The following is a 16,680-nucleotide window of genomic DNA, read 5'->3' as shown; positions in this document are numbered from 1 at the left end:
TGATAAGAAATGTTTTGCAGTGAAGCATTAAAGCGGCATGTTGTAATTAACCTGAAAAGCGTATGATTATTCATTTCAACCAGGTTTTTTCCAATATACAGAAAAACAGCCTCCCCCAACTCAAGAGGGAAGCTGTTTGTCGGCGATGCCAATGGTGCCCTTGTGCTTCATGTCGCCGTTTTCGTGGAAATAATTGCTGTACAAAAACTGCAGCCGGCTGACCCAGCGCATTTCGCTGTTCATCGCGCGCAGCATCAGCTTCTGGATCTTCGGGTCCGTCGCCGTCAGCATCAGGTCCGAATAATTCCACGCATTTTCGAGTGCGTCATCGACGGTCGTTTTCAGTCCGGTTACATACGCCCTGGGCGTTTCAACCTTGCTAAAAACCGGGTAGCAGCCGGTATGCTCATAATAGAGACGGGTCAGCTCGGCAAGACGGCCCTGCCGCTCCTCTTCGACCACGCGGCTGAAATAAATCCGGTGGTCCGGGGGAGCCAGCTCCTGAAGCCTTCGTCCCTTTCGGATCGCTTCGTACTCGCCCTGTACGGCTTTCTGCAGCTCGCCGGCCGGCAAATACCCGTTAAGTTCACTAGTTCGGTAAAACAATCAACCCCCGCCTTTCCGATAGGCTAATGTTACGATACTGTATGCCCGGATACGGCGGGGGGTGCCATTTGTCAAAGCCACCGCTTCATTAGCGGTCAGATCTCAATGCTCTCTCCCGGCTTGAGCGCGTGTCCTTCAATGCCTTCCTGATGAAGACGGTCGCAGAAGAGCGTACTGTTCTGGTTAATGGCAGGGAAAGTGTTGTAATGCACCGGAATGACGCGGTTCGCCCGCAGCCATTTGGCCGCCAGCAGCGCATCGTCCGGTCCCATCGTCAGCACGTCGCCGATCGGCAGCGCAGCAGCATCGATCTGATTCATTTCACCGATAAGCCGCATGTCGCCGAACAGCGCCGTATCTCCCGCATGGAAGAACGTTTTGCCGCCCATGGTCAGCAGGATGCCCGCCGGTTCTCCGGCATAGATCAGCGCGTCGCCGTCCTGTACCGCAGAGCTGTGGAAAGCCAGCGTATATTTGACCTTGAATCCGTCAAACTGCTGCTGCCCACCGATGTTCATGGCAAAGGTTTTCGCGCCCTTCTTGCGGCAGAACTCCGCCAGCTCGAACACGGCGACAATCGGACAATCATTCGCTTTGGCAATCTCCAGCGCATCGCCAAAGTGGTCGGAGTGCCCATGGGTGAGCAGCACCGCATCCACACGGATATCCGCAGGCGCGATACCCGATGCCGGATTGCCCGAGAGAAACGGATCGATGATCACGCTCCGGCCGCCTTCCTCCACCACCACACAGGAATGACCATAATACGTAATTTTCATATGAACGCCACCTCCTCATTATCCTTTACCCATAAACATTTTAAACTTACGGGATTTATTTGTAAAAGGAGTGGTTGCCGATCGTCTTGGCCAAGGTCCGCGTATGGTGAACCGTCAGGTCGTCGGCCAGCTTCAGCGACAGAAAATAATACGTATCATCCGAGACTTCCTTGCGTCCGTTAAGCGCCTCATTGACGGCATGAATCGAATCCTCGTTCGGCTTCACACGGTCAAAACGGCCGTTCGCCACAGGACTGAACTGATATCTCTGGTAAATGACTTTTCTAATCGTATCGGGAAAATTGGCTGACCGCAGCCGGTTCAAGACAACGTTGGCCACAGCCACTTTGCCTTTGTACGGTTCGCCTTCGGCTTCTGCCATCACGATTCTACGGAGCAGAAGCACGTCCTCAGCGGTTACCTTATACTGTTTGGTCGCTTCCGACTTCTGGGAAGGACTGAGCAGTTTGGTCCGGCTGAAGAATAACGTGGTGGGGGGATTCAGTTTTGGATCCAGCTTCGACTTCGCTGAAACAGCTACAGCTTTCTTCGCCTTAGGCTTCGCTTGCACAGCTTGGGCCTTTTTGGCGGCAGCCGGTGTTTGTGCTGAAATCCCTTCAACAAAAAGGGGATGATGCTTAACGTTCCATTTTTTCAATAAATTTACATTCGAAAGCTGCACGGAGTTTTCCGCGGTTAACGGGTGTTTTGCCCCCTGTATGGATAAATGCTGCGGGCTTGCGCCTGCTTTATCGTTCTTGCTGTATGTTACGGCCCCCAGTTGATTCGTGCTGTCGTTATACTGCATTTTATGCATCTGCTCGTTTTGCAGCAGCATACAAATTGCAGAGAAACACACCAGAAGCACACCGATCAGCAGTGCCATCCAGCGGTTTTGACGTAATGTGTACATGTTTCTCCTCCTATATTTCCGGCACATTCCCTCATTAAGTAACCAAAAATACAGGTTTTGAATAACCTTTGGAAACATTTTCAGTCAATTGCTGTATCCGAGATCGTACAATAACTGACAAACAGGACAGTCTTTACAACACATGTTGCTTAGGAACGGCACAAATTTACTTCACAGGATACGGCAACAAAGGGAATTCGATATTCGATCATGTGCGGAAAAATATATTCGATTTCTATTGCTATTTATTTCCAATCTACGAATCTTTCATTTGAACGGCCTCTAGTATCTCATACATTGGCTTTTCGTGCAAATGCGTGGAAAAAAGTACAAATTCATCAACCTCCCAAATCAGAGGCTGATTTTTCCCTTCAGAACCGGATTTTTCCACTGTCAAAGACGGTAAATTGGAGCCTGTAAAAGTCGATTTTCCCGCGTATTTACGGGCAATCGTGACATGGGGACGGTAAGGCCTCGCCTCTTTTGCGAACCCCAGTTCCCCCATCTCGGAAGTGACCGCTTCATAGAGCTTGTCCAGGCCGCCGGATTGGTCAATTACTCCAGCCCATAACACCCGGGGAGACTCCGCTGACCCGAAGGTGCCGAATGCTCCAAATTCCAGTTGAAATGGGTTGATTTTCAAGGAAGCCCTTTTTAAGGCAGCCGTGATTTCCGGCACTCTTCCAGCATCTGCGTCTCCCAGAAACTGGACGGTAATATGGTAATCCTCCCGGTGCGTCCATTTTTGAAAAGCGAGCTCTTTCTCGTTCCGGTGCCTCCATTCTTCCAGTAATGATCGGATCGATTCCGGTATCCGGACCGCGACGAATAGCCTTAAAGGCTTATCTTGAACTTGTTTCTCTTTCATTTCCATGCAAGTACTTCCCCTTTCTTCCCCTTTGCGCCGCATAAAATCATCCTGTAAAAATTGGTACCGAAGGTATAATTCGCATGAATTCCTTCATTAATATAGTTTCGCCTTTCGGGCCCATTGTCATGCAGCAGAGTTACGCAAAAGCATACTCTTAGGAGGGCGTTTACTTGACCGCTGCTCCCTTTCATTCACTTGGCCTCGGGTGACCCTGTTGTATATCGTTTCAAATCTGTTATCCTGAATATATTCATAATATATAGATTGAACTAAAGTTGCACAAACGCCACATCAAGGGTACATACATGAAGGAGGCTGAAACGGTATGAAGCAAATTGTTTGTCTGCATTCCCTGACTCCGGAGCAGACCCGTTTGATTGAACAAGCCGCTCCCGGCTATAAGCTGACCGTCGTCAAAAGCACCGATGCGGATCCCGCACTCGTGAACGAAGCGGAAATATTGGTCGGCTGGTCCAGGCAAATTGCCGATCAGGTGCTGAATCAAGACAGCCGGCTGAAATGGCTGCAGGCCTGGTCGGCCGGCGTGGACACGCTTCCGCTGGACAAGCTCGAACAGAAAGGCGTGCTGCTGACGAATTCCAGCGGCGTCCATGCGATTCCGATCTCGGAGACGATCCTTGGCATGATGCTCTCCTTCTCGCGTCAGCTGCACGTCTCGGTCCGCAATCAGCTCAAGCACAGCTGGGAGACGAAATTGGCCGCGCCGGGACGGGACACCTTGTCCGAGCTGCACGGCCGAACGGCCGTCATCGTCGGCGTCGGCGAGATCGGCAGCGAGGCAGCTCGCCTGGCCAAGGCGTTCGGGATGCGCACCGTCGGCGTCCGCCGTTCCGGCAAAGCCGATCCTCACGTGGACGAGATGTTCACCATGGACGGGCTCCACAAGGCGCTGAGCCAAGGCGATTACATCATCAGCGTGCTGCCGCTTACCGATGAGACGCATCATCTGCTGAACGCCGATGCCTGGGCGGCGGCCAAGCCGGGCGCCTGCTTCATCAATGCGGGCCGCGGGCCGACGATGGATACGGCATCCCTGCTTGAAGCGCTCCGCAGCGGGCAGATCAGCTGCGCCGGGCTCGACGTGTTTGAGAAGGAGCCGCTGCCTGAGGACCACCCGCTGTGGGATATGGAGCAGGTCATCATTACACCGCATGTTTCCGGAAGCACCGATCGGTATACCGAACGGGTCATCGATATTTTTGTCGAAAACCTGAAGGCCTACGTGCAGGGAAAAGAGCTTCCGCGTAATCTCGTCAATTATAAGCGTGCTTATTAATACGGACATCTCTCAGCAGCTGTCCCCCGCAAGGTGGAGTTTTGCCTCCGAAATTTTCCGCATGCTATGCGAGCGTCCTGATATATTCGGAGCATGAAAAAAGGCTGTCCCGCGTTACCGGTCGATTCTGACCGGATCGTGAGACAGCCTTTTTTGGCTTGAAGTGCTCATGATGAGCACTGAGATGATTGACTTGACTTCAACTCATGATGGTAATCTTCTTCTATTATAATGAGAAACTTCTACTACTAATAGGATGAGAGAGAATCTTTCTTCTATTATTAGGATGAGAAACTTTCTTCTATTATATAGTAGAAAGTAATCGCATGCCGGATGGCTTATCCGCCTCCGTCACCCGCAAAGCCAGACGTTCCGGACAAAGCCGCCCTTCCATACCCGGGCGCTGTCCAGAATGGCAAAGCCCGCCTGCTGAATCGATTCCGCCGCTTCCTCTGTCGATACAATGACAGCCCGCTTCGCCATACGGCGCAGGCTCTGCAGCATAACGAGCCGCTGATCCGTGCTGAGCACCGAGCACAGGTTGTACGGCATGTCCAGGACAGCCGCATCGAAGCGATCCGTCACCTGCGTCATATCTCCGAGCGTCACCACCTCCGGGTAGCCGAAGTGCTTCAGGTTGGCCCGGGCCCCCCGGATGGCCAGCGGATTGATGTCCCAGCCCCGGATATCGATGCCCATCGACAGGGCTTCGATCAGCACGTTCCCCATGCCGCAACAGGGATCGGCGGCCCGGACACCCGCAGGCTCCGGCACAAGGATGTTCACGAGCGAACGGGCGGTCGTGACGCTGAGCCCGGTGGAATAATTGTGCGGCTTGTCCTTGTGCAGCCGCCAAGCGCGGTCGGGATGCCGGCACCATCCGAGCATCCACTGTCCCTCGGCGGACAGAAGGCCGAACTGCACGTCCGGATGCTTCATCTCCGCCTTCCCCCGGATGCTGCTGCCGACGCGCCGCTCTAGCATCCGCTGGTCCTCGTAGGAGCAGGGATCGCCGGATTTTACGTAGGTTACTTTGAATGTGGCGTCCCCAAGCTCTAACTCCGAAGCCTGCCGGGCAATTTCTTCGACCGAGTCGCCCTGCATCAGCACGTCCAGACGCATCGACACATACGGACTGCGGTCCGGGTCAAGCAACCGGGAGCTGCGCAGCATTGGGCCTCTCCCTTTCAAGGATTTCGCTTGCCCGAGCAGAGCATTCAGCTCCATTCGGCACAGCTCCGTTTCCGACTCGTGGCTGGCGTACATATAAATAAACTCCGATGGTTCGGATGTCAATTCCATAGTTCCTCCGTTCGTTCTTCCTATCTTCGGGCTCCATTGCGGTCTAACCGTTCAGCACCGCCCTTACTCTACATTCCCGAATTCCCATTCCCAATCAAGAATCGAGTCTGCAGAATGGTAGGCGAGCTAGCCTGGCTCCCTTTTATAAGCACACCGACGCCAGCAGCCGGTAGGATTCCAGCCGCTCGGCATAACTCATCACCGGCGTGGTGACCAGGAACTCGTCGCACCCGAAGGAATCCGCCAACTCCAGCAGCTTCGACTTCACCTGCTTCGGCGACCCGGTGATCAGCCGGGTCGCCTGCGGCTGCGGCTCGCTGGCCTCAGCTCCCGGCCGCTCGACTTCCGGCAGGGCCGACCGGCGGGACAGCGCCAGTGCCTCCTGCTCGGTCGCGGCGCAAATGACGCTGATGGCCGCGATGCTTCTCGGCCGCTCCAGCAGCGCCGACGGCTTGAAGCCCTCCCGGTAGGCCGCCAGCACCTCGGCGCCGTCGCGGTCACTCATGAACTGGCCGAACACGTAGCCCGTCCCGTTCGCCGCCGCGAAGCCGGCGCTTTTGTTGTTCGTCCCGAGCATCCACAGCTCCGGCTGGATCCGCGGGACGGGCTTGGCCGCGACCGGCACGTCCTCGTACGCATAGCGGTCCTCCAGCAGCTCGATCAGTGCGCCGACGCGGGCCGGCATCTCGGCCACATGCTGCAAATAATTGCCGCTCAGCGCCATCGAGGCATGCGCTGAGCCGCCGGGCGCCCGGCCGATGCCAAGATCGACGCGGCCGGGATAAAGCGCAGCCAGCATGCGAAAGTTCTCCGCGACCTTCAGCGGGCTGTAATGCGGCAGCAGGACCGCCCCCGACCCGATGCGGATCCGCTCGGTCCGGGCTCCGATATGCGCCAGCAGCACTTCCGGTGCGGCGCAGGACAGGTTCACCAGGTCGTGGTGCTCCGCCGCCCAATATCGGGTGTAACCCCACTGTTCTGCATGGCGGGCCAGACTGGCCGCTTCCTGCAGTGCTTCCTCAAAGGACGCCTCTCCTATTTTTGGTACAAGATCCAGCACGCTAAGTTTAAGAGCGCCCATCCGGTCTTTCCTTCCCTTCTATGGCTGCCTAATCCAGGTCGTAAATGGAACCTACCTTCAATCCGTACAGCTCATTGTAAATTTTTTCAGCAAACGCATCCGTCATGCCCGCAATATAGTCGATCACCATGTGCTCCCACGTCCAGATCGGATTCGGCCCGGCCTGATCCTTCTCGAACCGCTGCAGCCAGTCGGAGGGGATAATCGATTTGGAGGCGACCGGATCGAGAAAAGCGTCCCACAGCCGCTGGATCATCCACTCGCTGCGCTTCTGCAGCCGCTGCACCCGCAGGTCGCGGATCATCGTGACCCACGCGAAGCTTTTCAGCACGCTGACGGTGCGGAGCATATCCTGATCCTCCTGGCCTTCCTTGACGAAGGTCACCTTCTTCCAGCCCCCGTCGTCAATGACGCCGAGGCTGCTGACGAACAGGCTTACCCAGTAAGCCTTGACCTCGCGGCGGGTACGGGAGTAGTCGAACTCGCAGTACGGAAGCTTCTCATTCCACACTTTTAAAAAGGAGGTCAGCACTTCCTCCACCTTGTAGCGGATATGCTCTTCCGGGCAGTTATCCCAGAACGCATCCTCCAGCGTCATGATTTTCTCGACAATCAGGCGCAAAATATGCGGATCTTTCAGAAAATGCTCGTGCACTTCGATTTTCCCGGCCTTGATGCCGTCTTCGAGATCATGGGCCGAATAGGCGATATCGTCGCATAAGTCCATCAGCTGGGCTTCGAGCGTCTTTTTGCCTGCAGGAATACCCCAGTCCTGGCGGATCTGCGAAATATAGCCCCATTCGTGCTGGTACAGCCCCTTTTTGAGCAGGGTGCCGGGGTATGGATATTTATTGATGCCGAGCAGGATCGCGTCGGACAGGTTCAGGCCGTCCACATTTTCCCGCTTCTCCAAAAACATAATCAGCCTGAAGTTGTGCGCGTTGCCTTCGAAATGCTCGTATTTTTTCCGCAGCCTAGCGCGGACGTCATTCACTTCATCCGGGGACAGATGCAGCCCCTTCACGGCTTCTTTCGTCCGGTCCCGGATCAGCTGATCCAGAATGCCGTCCAGCACCTCTTCCCCTTTATGTCCAAAAGGAGGATGGCCGAAGTCATGCGCGATCGCCGCGCACTCCACCACCTCCGGATCGATTACGAGCCCGGGATTGTCCGCCTGCTCGTCGCTGACCTCGGGATGCGCCCGCAGCAGGCTGCGCGCTGCTTCCCGGGCGATTTGCGCCACCTCAAGCGAGTGGGTCAGCCGCGTCCGGTAATAGTCCCCCGTACCCGCGCCGAACACTTGGGATTTGCCCTGCAGCCTCCGGAACGTCGGCGAATGGATCAGCCGCGAATAATCCCGCTCATATGGCGCGCGGGACGCGTCGGATTTCACTTGTTCGGGGTACTGCCGATGCTCTCTTTTTTCTTTAATGTTCATGTACAGCACTCCTCTCACGACAGTATGGTTTTTTTATTATAAGCGATTTTGCCGGAGGTGTACTAACATGGGACGCGGGCGAGTGCCTATTTTCCATAAAAATGCAAAGTTTATCGCAAATATCCGAACAGTTGGTGTTAACATCACTGACAGTGGATTGACAGGAAAGCATCGTTTGCTCATTGATTCACCATTGTCGAGACTGGGAGCCTGCGGGTTTTGGTGGGTATCATCCCAAGCCAAAAAGGAACCTTTCATCCTGGGGATGAGAGGTTCCTGATGGAATGCTGCATTCGACCGCCTTATATTCGCTCAATCGGATTCCGCCGGCTCCACGGCCTCCAGCAGTGCGCGGTCGAGATCGGCCGCGTACGCTTCCTTCGCCGCCGGGCTCCAGTTCAGCACGCTGCCCATATATTCGATGACCGGCGCCTTCCAGGTGCGCACGAGCTGAATATCGAACAGCGTCGCGCCGAGCCGGCGGGTAAAAAAGTCCACCGGCGTCGCAGCCATCTCCGCTTCCAGCGCATAGGCCAGCTGGCCGAACAGCATCAGCGGCAGCCCGTGCGCTTCCGCCTCCGCCCGGTGGCTCTGGATCAGCCGGAAGACGCCGGATGCATTCGTGCCGTATTTGCCGGCGATCGCGAGGGCTTCATCGGGGGCCAGCCCCGCCTCGATTCCGGCTTGGGCGGTCTTCCTCACGAAAGGCTCATACTGCGCCGAGCCACCGAAGTCCCCGCCCGAAATCGGCAGATGCTTCGTCTGGCATGCTTTAAACGGGCGCCCTGTTTGTTCAGTCAGCTCCCGGGACAGCACGTCCACAATCGTCTCGGCCATCTTCCGGTAGCCCGTCAGCTTGCCCCCGGCGATCGTCAGCAGTCCCGAACCGGACTCCCAGATCTCGTCCTTGCGGGATATTTCCGACGGATCCTTGCCCTGTTCAAGAATGAGCGGCCGGACCCCGGCCCAGCTGGACTCCACGTCCTCCGCCGTAATTTGCAGCTCGGGAAACATATAATTGATCGCGTTAATAATATAGTCGCGGTCTTGGTACGTCATCCGGGGATGCGCCGTATCCCGGTCGAAGAAAGTATCCGTCGTCCCCACATACGCCTTGCCGTCGCGGGGAATGGCGAACACCATTCTTTTATCCGGCGTGTCGAAGTACACTGCCTGCTCCAGCGGAAACCGGGATTGGTCGATGACCAGGTGGACGCCTTTGGTGAGGCGCAGCGTTTTGCCCTCCTTCGATGCGTCCTTCTCGCGGATGCGGTCGACCCACGGCCCTGCGGCGTTAATGACCTTGGCGGCCTGGACTTCATAGGTGTCCCCGGTCAGCTGGTCGTGGACCACCGCGCCGCGCACGTTATTCCGGGCGTCATACAGCAGCTCCTCGACCTTGCTGTAATTGAGCGCCGCAGCCCCGTGCGCCACAGCCGCTTTCATCACTTCGATCGTCAGGCGGGCGTCGTCGGTGCGGTATTCCACGTAGTACCCGCCGCCCTTCAGCCCCTCCTTCTTGATGAGCGGCTCCTTCGCCAGCGTTTGCTGCGGGGAGAGCATCATGCGGCGCTCTGCTTTTTTTACGCCGGCCAAATAGTCGTACACCCGCAGTCCGAAAGACGTGCTGAATTTGCCGAACGTACCGCCCTTGTGGATCGGCAGCAGCATCCACTCCGGCGTGGTGACATGCGGACCATTCTCGTACACGACCGCCCGCTCCTTGCCGACCTCGGCGACCATTTTGACCTCAAACTGCTTCAGATAGCGGAGCCCGCCGTGCACCAGCTTCGTCGAGCGGCTGGATGTGCCTGCGGCAAAATCCTGCATTTCCACCAGCGCCGTCTTCATCCCGCGGGTCGTCGCATCCAGCGCAATGCCTGCCCCGGTAATACCGCCGCCGATGATCAGGACGTCAAACTTTTCCTGCTTCAGGCTCTCCTTGATTTGTTCGCGATTCGTATTGGACCATATCATCTGTGCTTATCTCCCTCCAGATCGAAAAAGAGACCCCCCAAGATATGTTTCTGTGTTTATTTAAAAGCCATTGCTGCGTGTACGGCCTTCTTCCAGCCTTCGTACAGCCCGGTTCGCTCCTTCTCTTCCATCACCGGATGGAACTCGCGCTCGATCGCCCACTGGCCGGAGATGTCGTCCTGGCTCTTCCAGTAGCCAACGGCAAGCCCCGCCAAATACGCAGCGCCCAGCGCCGTCGTCTCATTAATGACCGGCCGTTCGACCGAGACGCCGAGCACGTCGCTCTGGAACTGCATCAGAAAATCGTTGTGCACGGCACCGCCGTCGACTCGCAGTGTGGTCAGCTCGATACCCGAGTCGGCCTCCATCGCGGACAGCACATCCTTCGTCTGGTAGGCCAGCGATTCCAGCGTCGCCCGGATAAAATGCTCCTTGGACGTGCCGCGTGTCAGGCCAAACACCGCTCCGCGCACATCACTGTCCCAGTATGGGGTACCGAGCCCAACGAATGCGGGAACGACGTACACGCCGTCCGTCGAAGCCACGCGCGAGGCATAAGTCTCGCTCTCCTTCGACTCATTCAGCATCCGCAGCCCGTCGCGCAGCCATTGGATGGCCGAGCCTGCCACGAAAATGCTGCCTTCCAGCGCATATTCCACTTTGCCGTTGATGCCCCATGCGAGCGTCGTCAGCAGACCGTGCTCCGAGCGGACAGCCGTTTCGCCGGTATTCATCAGCATAAAGCAGCCGGTGCCGTAGGTGTTCTTGGCCATGCCCTTGCTGTAGCACGCCTGCCCGAACAGGGCCGCCTGCTGGTCGCCCGCAACGCCGGCGATCGGCACCTCTGTGCCGAAGAAGTGGTACGGCACCGTCAGGCCGTATACCTCTGAGGATGGACGTACCTGCGGGAGCATGGAGGCCGGAACCCCCAAAATCTCCAGCAGCTCGTCGTCCCATTTTAAATCGTAAATGTTATACATCAGCGTGCGCGATGCGTTCGAATAGTCGGTCACATGCGCGCGGCCGCCGGTAAATTTCCAAATGAGCCACGTATCGATCGTACCAAACAGCAGCTTGCCCTGCTCCGCCTTCTCCCGGGCGCCTTCGACTTCGTCCAGAATCCATTTGACCTTCGTACCGGAAAAGTACGGATCGATCAGAAGCCCTGTTTTGGCGCGGATGGTGTCGTCGAGCCCTTGGGCCTTGAGTTCTTCGCAAATGCCGCTCGTCTGCCGCGACTGCCACACAATCGCATGGTACACAGGATCGCCCGTTTCCTTATCCCACACTACCGCGGTCTCCCGTTGGTTCGTGATGCCGATCGCCGCGATCTGCTCGGGCTTCACGCCCGATTCCGACAGCACGGACGCGATCACCGACAGGACCGACCCCCAAATCTCATTTGCGTTATGCTCCACCCAGCCCGGATGGGGAAAATGCTGCGTTATCTCCCGCTGGGCCGTATGTACGGCTTCTCCTTTTTCATTAAATAAGATAGCCCGGGAACTCGTCGTCCCCTGGTCCAGTGATAAAATGTATTTTTCCATAGAACCCTCCCTGCTCCGTCAGCGAACGATGCGCTCGTTGTGGTTGTGCACATTCGGGATGTTGCTGGATGTATATCCGGTAAGGAAGACAAACCATGTCGCTTGGTGACGTTTACATGGTTTTCCTTAGTGACATCATACTATATTTGGAGCGGGTTCGGGTTAACAAAATCGAAGATTGGCGAAGGAAATGGCGGAGTACAGACGTTGGGACTGATGAGGTGCTTGGGGAGAATTGAAGGGCGAGAAAGGGAACGGTAAAAGAGGAATTTAGGACAGGATGAGGGCGTGTTAGCGACCTAGTGGGGACATTGAGAAGACATTGTGAGGGCTTGGCGATGACGAAGCGGGGAACATTGTGGGGACGTGGCGAGGACTTGATGCTTACGAAGTGAAGACATTGTGGGATATGACGATGACGTAGTAAGGACATTGTGAGGACCCATTACTGAGGAGTGGAAGCTATATCAAACGGATAAAATTATTATATTGTAATGCGTATCGATACACTATATAATAAACAACAAATATCCAAGGAGGGGCTTTTGCATGAACTATTCGATTAACCTGTTTGGCTATCACGTGGACTGCAAGCTGAACGTCGAAGAAGACCGGCTGCAGCTGGACATCGCCGAGGAAGACCAGAAGTCGCTGAAGCAGTATTTGATCCGGGTGCTGCCAAAATACGGCCGCGAAGCATCCCAGACTTCGACGTTGGACGAGCTGGTGAAGCTCGCAATTGATGCGGAAAAAACGATGGAAGGCCACATGTCCGAACCGAAGCTCAAGCTGCCATACGAGTTCCAGCCGGAAATCAAAGAGAAGCTGATCGAAGCGGCTGCGCTGCAGGATATGTCCGCTACCCAGCTGCTAATCCGGATTATCGAGCGTAAGTACCAGGAAGTTATGGGGTAAAGGGGGTTTGGGTTATGCCATACGGCAACAAGGTTAAATTTCATTACGACGTGCCTGCCTACATTAAAAAGCAGCTTGCCGAAGCGGCCAAGAAGCTGAACATGACCGCCACGGAGCTGCTGTCCAAAACGATCGAGGAAGAATACGAGCGGGTCAAACGCGAGCAAGCTTCCGCTAACTCCGGGAAATAACGGGGATCTGGGCTGCGAACCTTTCCACGGAACGGGCCTGTTCCACGGAAAGACTCAGGTATTCATAGTCCTGACCGATCCGGTCGCATGACAGCAGATGGCACTCTGTATAGTCGTCCACCGGATCGTGTTCCAGGAGATACACGCGGATGCTCGGGTTCAGGTCCTCGATTTTACAAAAAAACATCGCTTCCGGGGCGGCGTCCATAATCGCCTTGATGCGTTCCCGCACGCAGCCCGGCAGAAGCGGCTCCAGCAGCGAAAACGTCTGTATGGTCGGTTGGTATTCATAAATCAGCATAGCGATGCCTCCCTTTTAGTATGAAAAAATTATGATTTCCCTCTTGCCTGACTTATCTCTATATGGTTGGTACTAGCGTTCTCGTTAGAGCACCTTCAGCCGCTGTAAAATCGTCAGCACCCTGTACAGATCGTAGCTTCCGTTCACCGGGGTGCTTATGATCTTCGCCTCAACCGCCGCGTTTACCGCGGATTCCGCCCAGGCCGGAACCTCCATCTGTTGCCGCGCCTCCAGCGAGGTAATTCGCTGCTCCACCTTTTGCAGAAGGATCTCAAGTTGGGTCAGGCGTTCCGCTTTTTTCTTCAAGTCATCCAGTTGTTGTGCGAGCTCAGTAATGTTAACACTCATTTCGGTGTGATCTCCTCTCCATGTATCATATTGAGGCAGCCCATACTGCTCCATAATCGCGATCAGCTTGGACGGGTACTTCGGATCGGTCGCGTAGCCGCCTTTCCAAACTGCTTCGGCCGCTTGCCGGTAATCTGCGCGCAGCACACCGTGGTACCGCGTCGGCTTGTCCTTGGTGCCGTTCAGCAAAAGCTTGGAATGGTCGGCAATGGACTCCGTCCAGGAGTGGTATTTGCGAAAAGATGCCGCCACCTTCACCGCCTTGCCGTTGACATACTCTGTGGTGGGCATTTCTACGCTTCCCGCTGTGCCCTTTCCTTTGATGCCGAACAGGTTGTTTGCCTGCCGGGCAAGACCGCTTGTCCCCCAGTTGGATTCCAGAATCGCCTGGGCGATGGTTAAGGAAGCTGGAACACCGGTGGCCTGCATGTCAGCGATGGCGCAGGGGGCGAGGGTGGCGATGAATTCATTTGGGTTCATGTGTGGCGGACTCCTCCTCTTCCGACTTACTTTCCAATATTTCAATGGCCCGCTGGAACACCTTGGGGATTGGAAGCCCCATACGGCCTACGTTCTCCAAAATGCTGAGCAACTCGTTAGCCAGATAGAAGAAGATCACTGCGTTCTGAAAATACTTCAAGTTTCCCAGCACGACATCAATAAAGTGGGCAACGGTAACCATCATAAACACGGCGATCTTACGGGCAATGCCGTAAAATCCCTTCCGGCTCATTAGCTGTCCGTTCACCCACGCTACGCCAAATCCGGTAAGCCAATCGACCACAACGAGAATGAGCAGCAGGTTGATCAGGACGTTCCAGCCTCCGAACAAATACCCGGCAATCGCGCCAAATGCCGTTGACAGTGCCTTTAACGTCAGGGCGATGCGCTCTTCCATGGGGATGACCTCCTTTGATTGAAAAAATGACCCGTGTAAGGCAAACGAATTCCTACTACCACTTCGTTCCATAACTTCTTGAAACTCGAAAAAACCGGCCTCTTTTGGCCGGCAGGTCTCACTCTTTGTATTCTTTAAACTGCATTTTTTAGTAATTTCTCTGTCCCTTGGTTTGCTTGCTAATCAGCATTCCCATAAAGTTCCTTCATGAGTTCAGCTAACTGTGTGTTTGGCTTTATAGGAGTATGATCAATATTGGTTGGCGTTACATTTAACTTTTCTTGTTTCTGCTCCAACAAAGTAACATGGAATAAAACGCCACTTGAGTCTTGTGGATTTATATCAGGGACGACTGTTAAATGACGAATATGTTCAATCCAATTCTTAACTTGTGTTGGATCACTGATGGTCTTCGGAATTCCGTCGCTCCCACTAACAATTTTTATGGCATCAACCTTGGTAATGTCACCCGGATAGAAAGCCTGCAGTTCTCTTGGTGATGAATCGATTACTTCCTTATTTGATGAACTATCTTTGTTACAGCCACTGCATAAGAGTAATAGAATAGTTATTAATGAAAGCAACAACAATGGCTTTTTTTTCATAAATAATCCCTCCTTTTTTTTACAAACGATTATTTTACTAATAAAGTTTCATCCGTACGCAAAAAACAAGCAAACGCTTGGATATATCCAAGCGTTCGCTGATCTAAACGTTTAATCCCTAACTTTCCACATATCCGTTATTGAACCGTATTGCCCCAACAGCAAATACACATCGGTTCCTGTCGTTTTCCAATTGTCATGCACAATTGCATATTGCGGATTAGACCAGTCATCAGTCTGAGTATAAGTCTCATAACCGACCAAGTTGACCAAGTGCCCGCCATCCGAGCCCTCCGGGATATATCCATAGTGTTCCAGCCTTAAAAACCCCGGACTTTTTGCATTTACCTCTGTCTTCATCTCCCCGAAAGTTGGCGATGTATCTCGTGTTGTACTGAAGTTAGTATATCCCTTTTCTTTAAAATAAGCGTTCAATCCTGGAGCAATATCGCTACTGTAAACACCATAAGTATTATTATGCTTCATAAGTACGCCTAGACGATCCGCAACATTCGTCCAAATCCCGCTGGAGGAAAGAGCTGTGTACCCTTGGCCTCGCCAGTACATGATTGTATTAGCACCGGATGTGGGAACGCAGTCATTATCCATACTCGGGTTATCGTTTTGCTGATAATCTGGCACACCGTTAATATAACCGTATTCATAATTTATAATTGTATTAGTCCCAACTTCACCATTCTCTGCTGGCGGCGCGATCGCTGGAGATGGCTCCAAAATAGATTTGGCTTTATCTTTTTTTGACTTTACTTCGGCCAATACCTTTTTGTTAAATGACTTTTTGGTTTTTAAATCTTTGAAATCTGTGTCATTGATCTTGTTGGCATAAAAAAGCGGACCAAAATAATAAAGGTTACCCTCATTCTCACCTTGCCCAGGATATACACTACCGGTAGCAAATTCTAGAAGTAGTCCCTTTTCATTATCAATGACGAAGTATCCCGCTACTTCATTTCCCCGTTGAAGCACAACAAGAGTTTTAGTAACTTGTTCATTTTCATCTTTCATTCCAATGGTTTTGCCAATTGTAACTCCCACAAAGTCATCGTGCCCCAACTGAACCCGCTCGGCGATTTTCTTCGTTGCTATCGCTGAAATATCAAGTTTCGCTGATGTTGATTCGGAAGCAAAAGCACCAGGGACGGTAAGCGTAAGCGCTAGAATTGCGGACATAGCTGCAACAGTTAATTTTTTCATTTGTAAACCTCCCAATTGTTTAGTGTGATTCATGCTAAGGTTCGAATATCATAGTTTTTTACTAAGATGACCGCAGTTCAATCAACTCGGCCCCCTCCTTTCTCTCTGATCAAAGCTTACCGGGCAATGAGCAGGTACACGTCCGCAAAAAAAACCGGCCCTTCCGGCCGGCTTAACATCCACTGATTGTGTTCGGTACGTCCCTTTGCTTCATTCCCGATGATATAATCTTACACCCCGGATTCGAAAACGCTGACGGCAGTTCGGACGGTTATCGGCGGAAAATAGTACGAATATATGTTCGTATTTTTACATCCTTTTTATTCCAAATAGGAATGGTTAGGATCAGTACTTCTACGGCCGATTCATCCCCCGAAACTCCCGTTTCCCATTAGA

Annotated in this window: 17 protein-coding genes; 3 read left to right on the top strand and 14 right to left on the bottom strand. The window is 53.7% G+C overall.

Annotated features, from left to right (window positions below):
• Positions 1-120 precede the first annotated feature (120 nt).
• The 4 genes from GCU45_RS20850 to thpR form a co-directional block, all read right to left on the bottom strand.
• On the bottom strand, positions 121-606 hold the full coding sequence (locus GCU45_RS20850; RefSeq protein ID WP_152400241.1) for a ferritin-like domain-containing protein: 486 nt from the start codon (positions 604-606) through the stop codon (positions 121-123).
• A gap of 95 nt (positions 607-701) precedes the next feature.
• Positions 702-1,385: a metal-dependent hydrolase gene (locus GCU45_RS20845; RefSeq protein WP_152400239.1), complete on the bottom strand. Its 684-nt coding sequence runs from the start codon at positions 1,383-1,385 to the stop codon at positions 702-704.
• A gap of 55 nt (positions 1,386-1,440) precedes the next feature.
• The gene (locus GCU45_RS20840; RefSeq protein ID WP_152400237.1) at positions 1,441-2,298 is read right to left on the bottom strand and encodes a cell wall hydrolase; all 858 of its coding nucleotides are present in this window, start codon (positions 2,296-2,298) and stop codon (positions 1,441-1,443) included.
• A 256-nt stretch (positions 2,299-2,554) separates the two neighbouring features.
• Positions 2,555-3,172, bottom strand: coding sequence for an RNA 2',3'-cyclic phosphodiesterase (gene thpR / locus GCU45_RS20835; RefSeq protein ID WP_167527176.1), 618 nt, complete (start codon positions 3,170-3,172; stop codon positions 2,555-2,557).
• A gap of 322 nt (positions 3,173-3,494) precedes the next feature.
• Between thpR and GCU45_RS20830 the strand changes: the two genes are divergently transcribed.
• Complete coding sequence (locus GCU45_RS20830) at positions 3,495-4,466, top strand: D-2-hydroxyacid dehydrogenase (protein WP_152400233.1); 972 nt, start codon at positions 3,495-3,497, stop codon at positions 4,464-4,466.
• A gap of 351 nt (positions 4,467-4,817) precedes the next feature.
• Here the strand turns inward: GCU45_RS20830 and GCU45_RS20825 are convergent, their stop codons facing one another.
• The 5 genes from GCU45_RS20825 to glpK form a co-directional block, all read right to left on the bottom strand.
• Positions 4,818-5,768 (bottom strand): TRM11 family SAM-dependent methyltransferase, encoded by a 951-nt coding sequence (locus GCU45_RS20825; RefSeq protein ID WP_152400231.1) that lies wholly within the window; start codon positions 5,766-5,768, stop codon positions 4,818-4,820.
• 142 nt (positions 5,769-5,910) lie between these two features.
• Entirely contained in the window at positions 5,911-6,849 is a 939-nt protein-coding gene (locus GCU45_RS20820; RefSeq protein WP_152400229.1) for an LLM class flavin-dependent oxidoreductase, read from the bottom strand.
• 28 nt (positions 6,850-6,877) lie between these two features.
• Complete coding sequence (locus GCU45_RS20815) at positions 6,878-8,287, bottom strand: deoxyguanosinetriphosphate triphosphohydrolase family protein (RefSeq protein ID WP_152400227.1); 1,410 nt, start codon at positions 8,285-8,287, stop codon at positions 6,878-6,880.
• 312 nt (positions 8,288-8,599) lie between these two features.
• Positions 8,600-10,264, bottom strand: coding sequence for a glycerol-3-phosphate dehydrogenase/oxidase (locus GCU45_RS20810; protein ID WP_152400225.1), 1,665 nt, complete (start codon positions 10,262-10,264; stop codon positions 8,600-8,602).
• A 56-nt stretch (positions 10,265-10,320) separates the two neighbouring features.
• A complete protein-coding gene (gene glpK, locus GCU45_RS20805; protein ID WP_152400223.1) occupies positions 10,321-11,811 on the bottom strand; it encodes a glycerol kinase GlpK in 1,491 nt (496 codons plus the stop codon).
• Between the two features lie 549 nt (positions 11,812-12,360).
• Between glpK and GCU45_RS20800 the strand changes: the two genes are divergently transcribed.
• Positions 12,361-12,726 carry a hypothetical protein gene (locus tag GCU45_RS20800; protein WP_076175060.1) on the top strand — a complete coding sequence of 122 codons (366 nt, stop codon included), beginning with the start codon at positions 12,361-12,363 and terminating at the stop codon, positions 12,724-12,726.
• 14 nt (positions 12,727-12,740) lie between these two features.
• Positions 12,741-12,917: a hypothetical protein gene (locus GCU45_RS33840; RefSeq protein WP_163882478.1), complete on the top strand. Its 177-nt coding sequence runs from the start codon at positions 12,741-12,743 to the stop codon at positions 12,915-12,917.
• Here the strand turns inward: GCU45_RS33840 and GCU45_RS20795 are convergent.
• The 5 genes from GCU45_RS20795 to GCU45_RS20775 all read right to left on the bottom strand — a co-directional run bounded on the left by GCU45_RS20795 (position 12,901) and on the right by GCU45_RS20775 (position 16,284).
• Positions 12,901-13,218, bottom strand: a complete 318-nt coding sequence (locus tag GCU45_RS20795; protein WP_094595183.1) for a hypothetical protein — start codon at positions 13,216-13,218, stop codon at positions 12,901-12,903. The genes GCU45_RS33840 and GCU45_RS20795 overlap by 17 nt on opposite strands.
• 84 nt (positions 13,219-13,302) lie before the next feature.
• On the bottom strand, positions 13,303-14,046 hold the full coding sequence (locus GCU45_RS20790; RefSeq protein ID WP_152400221.1) for a glycoside hydrolase family 73 protein: 744 nt from the start codon (positions 14,044-14,046) through the stop codon (positions 13,303-13,305).
• Complete coding sequence (locus tag GCU45_RS20785; protein WP_152400219.1) at positions 14,033-14,464, bottom strand: phage holin family protein; 432 nt, start codon at positions 14,462-14,464, stop codon at positions 14,033-14,035. The genes GCU45_RS20790 and GCU45_RS20785 overlap by 14 nt, the downstream gene beginning before the upstream one ends.
• A 179-nt stretch (positions 14,465-14,643) precedes the next feature.
• Entirely contained in the window at positions 14,644-15,069 is a 426-nt protein-coding gene (locus GCU45_RS20780) for a hypothetical protein (protein WP_152400217.1), read from the bottom strand.
• A gap of 111 nt (positions 15,070-15,180) precedes the next feature.
• A complete protein-coding gene (locus GCU45_RS20775; RefSeq protein WP_167527175.1) occupies positions 15,181-16,284 on the bottom strand; it encodes a C39 family peptidase in 1,104 nt (367 codons plus the stop codon).
• Between the last annotated feature and the right edge of the window lie 396 nt (positions 16,285-16,680).

The organism is Paenibacillus cellulositrophicus, assembly GCF_009363095.1.
Lineage (GTDB): Bacteria > Bacillota > Bacilli > Paenibacillales > Paenibacillaceae > Paenibacillus_AQ > Paenibacillus_AQ favisporus.
This window is presented reverse-complemented; position numbering and strand designations above follow the sequence as displayed.

Coding starts and splice junctions, on each gene's coding strand:
- GCU45_RS20845 (WP_152400239.1), bottom strand. CDS start 1,385: ATGAAAATTACGTATTATGGTCATTCCTGTGTGGTGGTGGAGGAAGGC.
- GCU45_RS20840 (WP_152400237.1), bottom strand. CDS start 2,298: ATGTACACATTACGTCAAAACCGCTGGATGGCACTGCTGATCGGTGTG.
- thpR (WP_167527176.1), bottom strand. CDS start 3,172: ATGGAAATGAAAGAGAAACAAGTTCAAGATAAGCCTTTAAGGCTATTC.
- GCU45_RS20830 (WP_152400233.1), top strand. CDS start 3,495: ATGAAGCAAATTGTTTGTCTGCATTCCCTGACTCCGGAGCAGACCCGT.
- GCU45_RS20825 (WP_152400231.1), bottom strand. CDS start 5,768: ATGGAATTGACATCCGAACCATCGGAGTTTATTTATATGTACGCCAGC.
- GCU45_RS20820 (WP_152400229.1), bottom strand. CDS start 6,849: ATGGGCGCTCTTAAACTTAGCGTGCTGGATCTTGTACCAAAAATAGGA.
- GCU45_RS20815 (WP_152400227.1), bottom strand. CDS start 8,287: ATGAACATTAAAGAAAAAAGAGAGCATCGGCAGTACCCCGAACAAGTG.
- GCU45_RS20810 (WP_152400225.1), bottom strand. CDS start 10,264: ATGATATGGTCCAATACGAATCGCGAACAAATCAAGGAGAGCCTGAAG.
- glpK (WP_152400223.1), bottom strand. CDS start 11,811: ATGGAAAAATACATTTTATCACTGGACCAGGGGACGACGAGTTCCCGG.
- GCU45_RS20800 (WP_076175060.1), top strand. CDS start 12,361: ATGAACTATTCGATTAACCTGTTTGGCTATCACGTGGACTGCAAGCTG.
- GCU45_RS33840 (WP_163882478.1), top strand. CDS start 12,741: ATGCCATACGGCAACAAGGTTAAATTTCATTACGACGTGCCTGCCTAC.
- GCU45_RS20795 (WP_094595183.1), bottom strand. CDS start 13,218: ATGCTGATTTATGAATACCAACCGACCATACAGACGTTTTCGCTGCTG.
- GCU45_RS20790 (WP_152400221.1), bottom strand. CDS start 14,046: ATGAACCCAAATGAATTCATCGCCACCCTCGCCCCCTGCGCCATCGCT.
- GCU45_RS20785 (WP_152400219.1), bottom strand. CDS start 14,464: ATGGAAGAGCGCATCGCCCTGACGTTAAAGGCACTGTCAACGGCATTT.
- GCU45_RS20780 (WP_152400217.1), bottom strand. CDS start 15,069: ATGAAAAAAAAGCCATTGTTGTTGCTTTCATTAATAACTATTCTATTA.
- GCU45_RS20775 (WP_167527175.1), bottom strand. CDS start 16,284: ATGAAAAAATTAACTGTTGCAGCTATGTCCGCAATTCTAGCGCTTACG.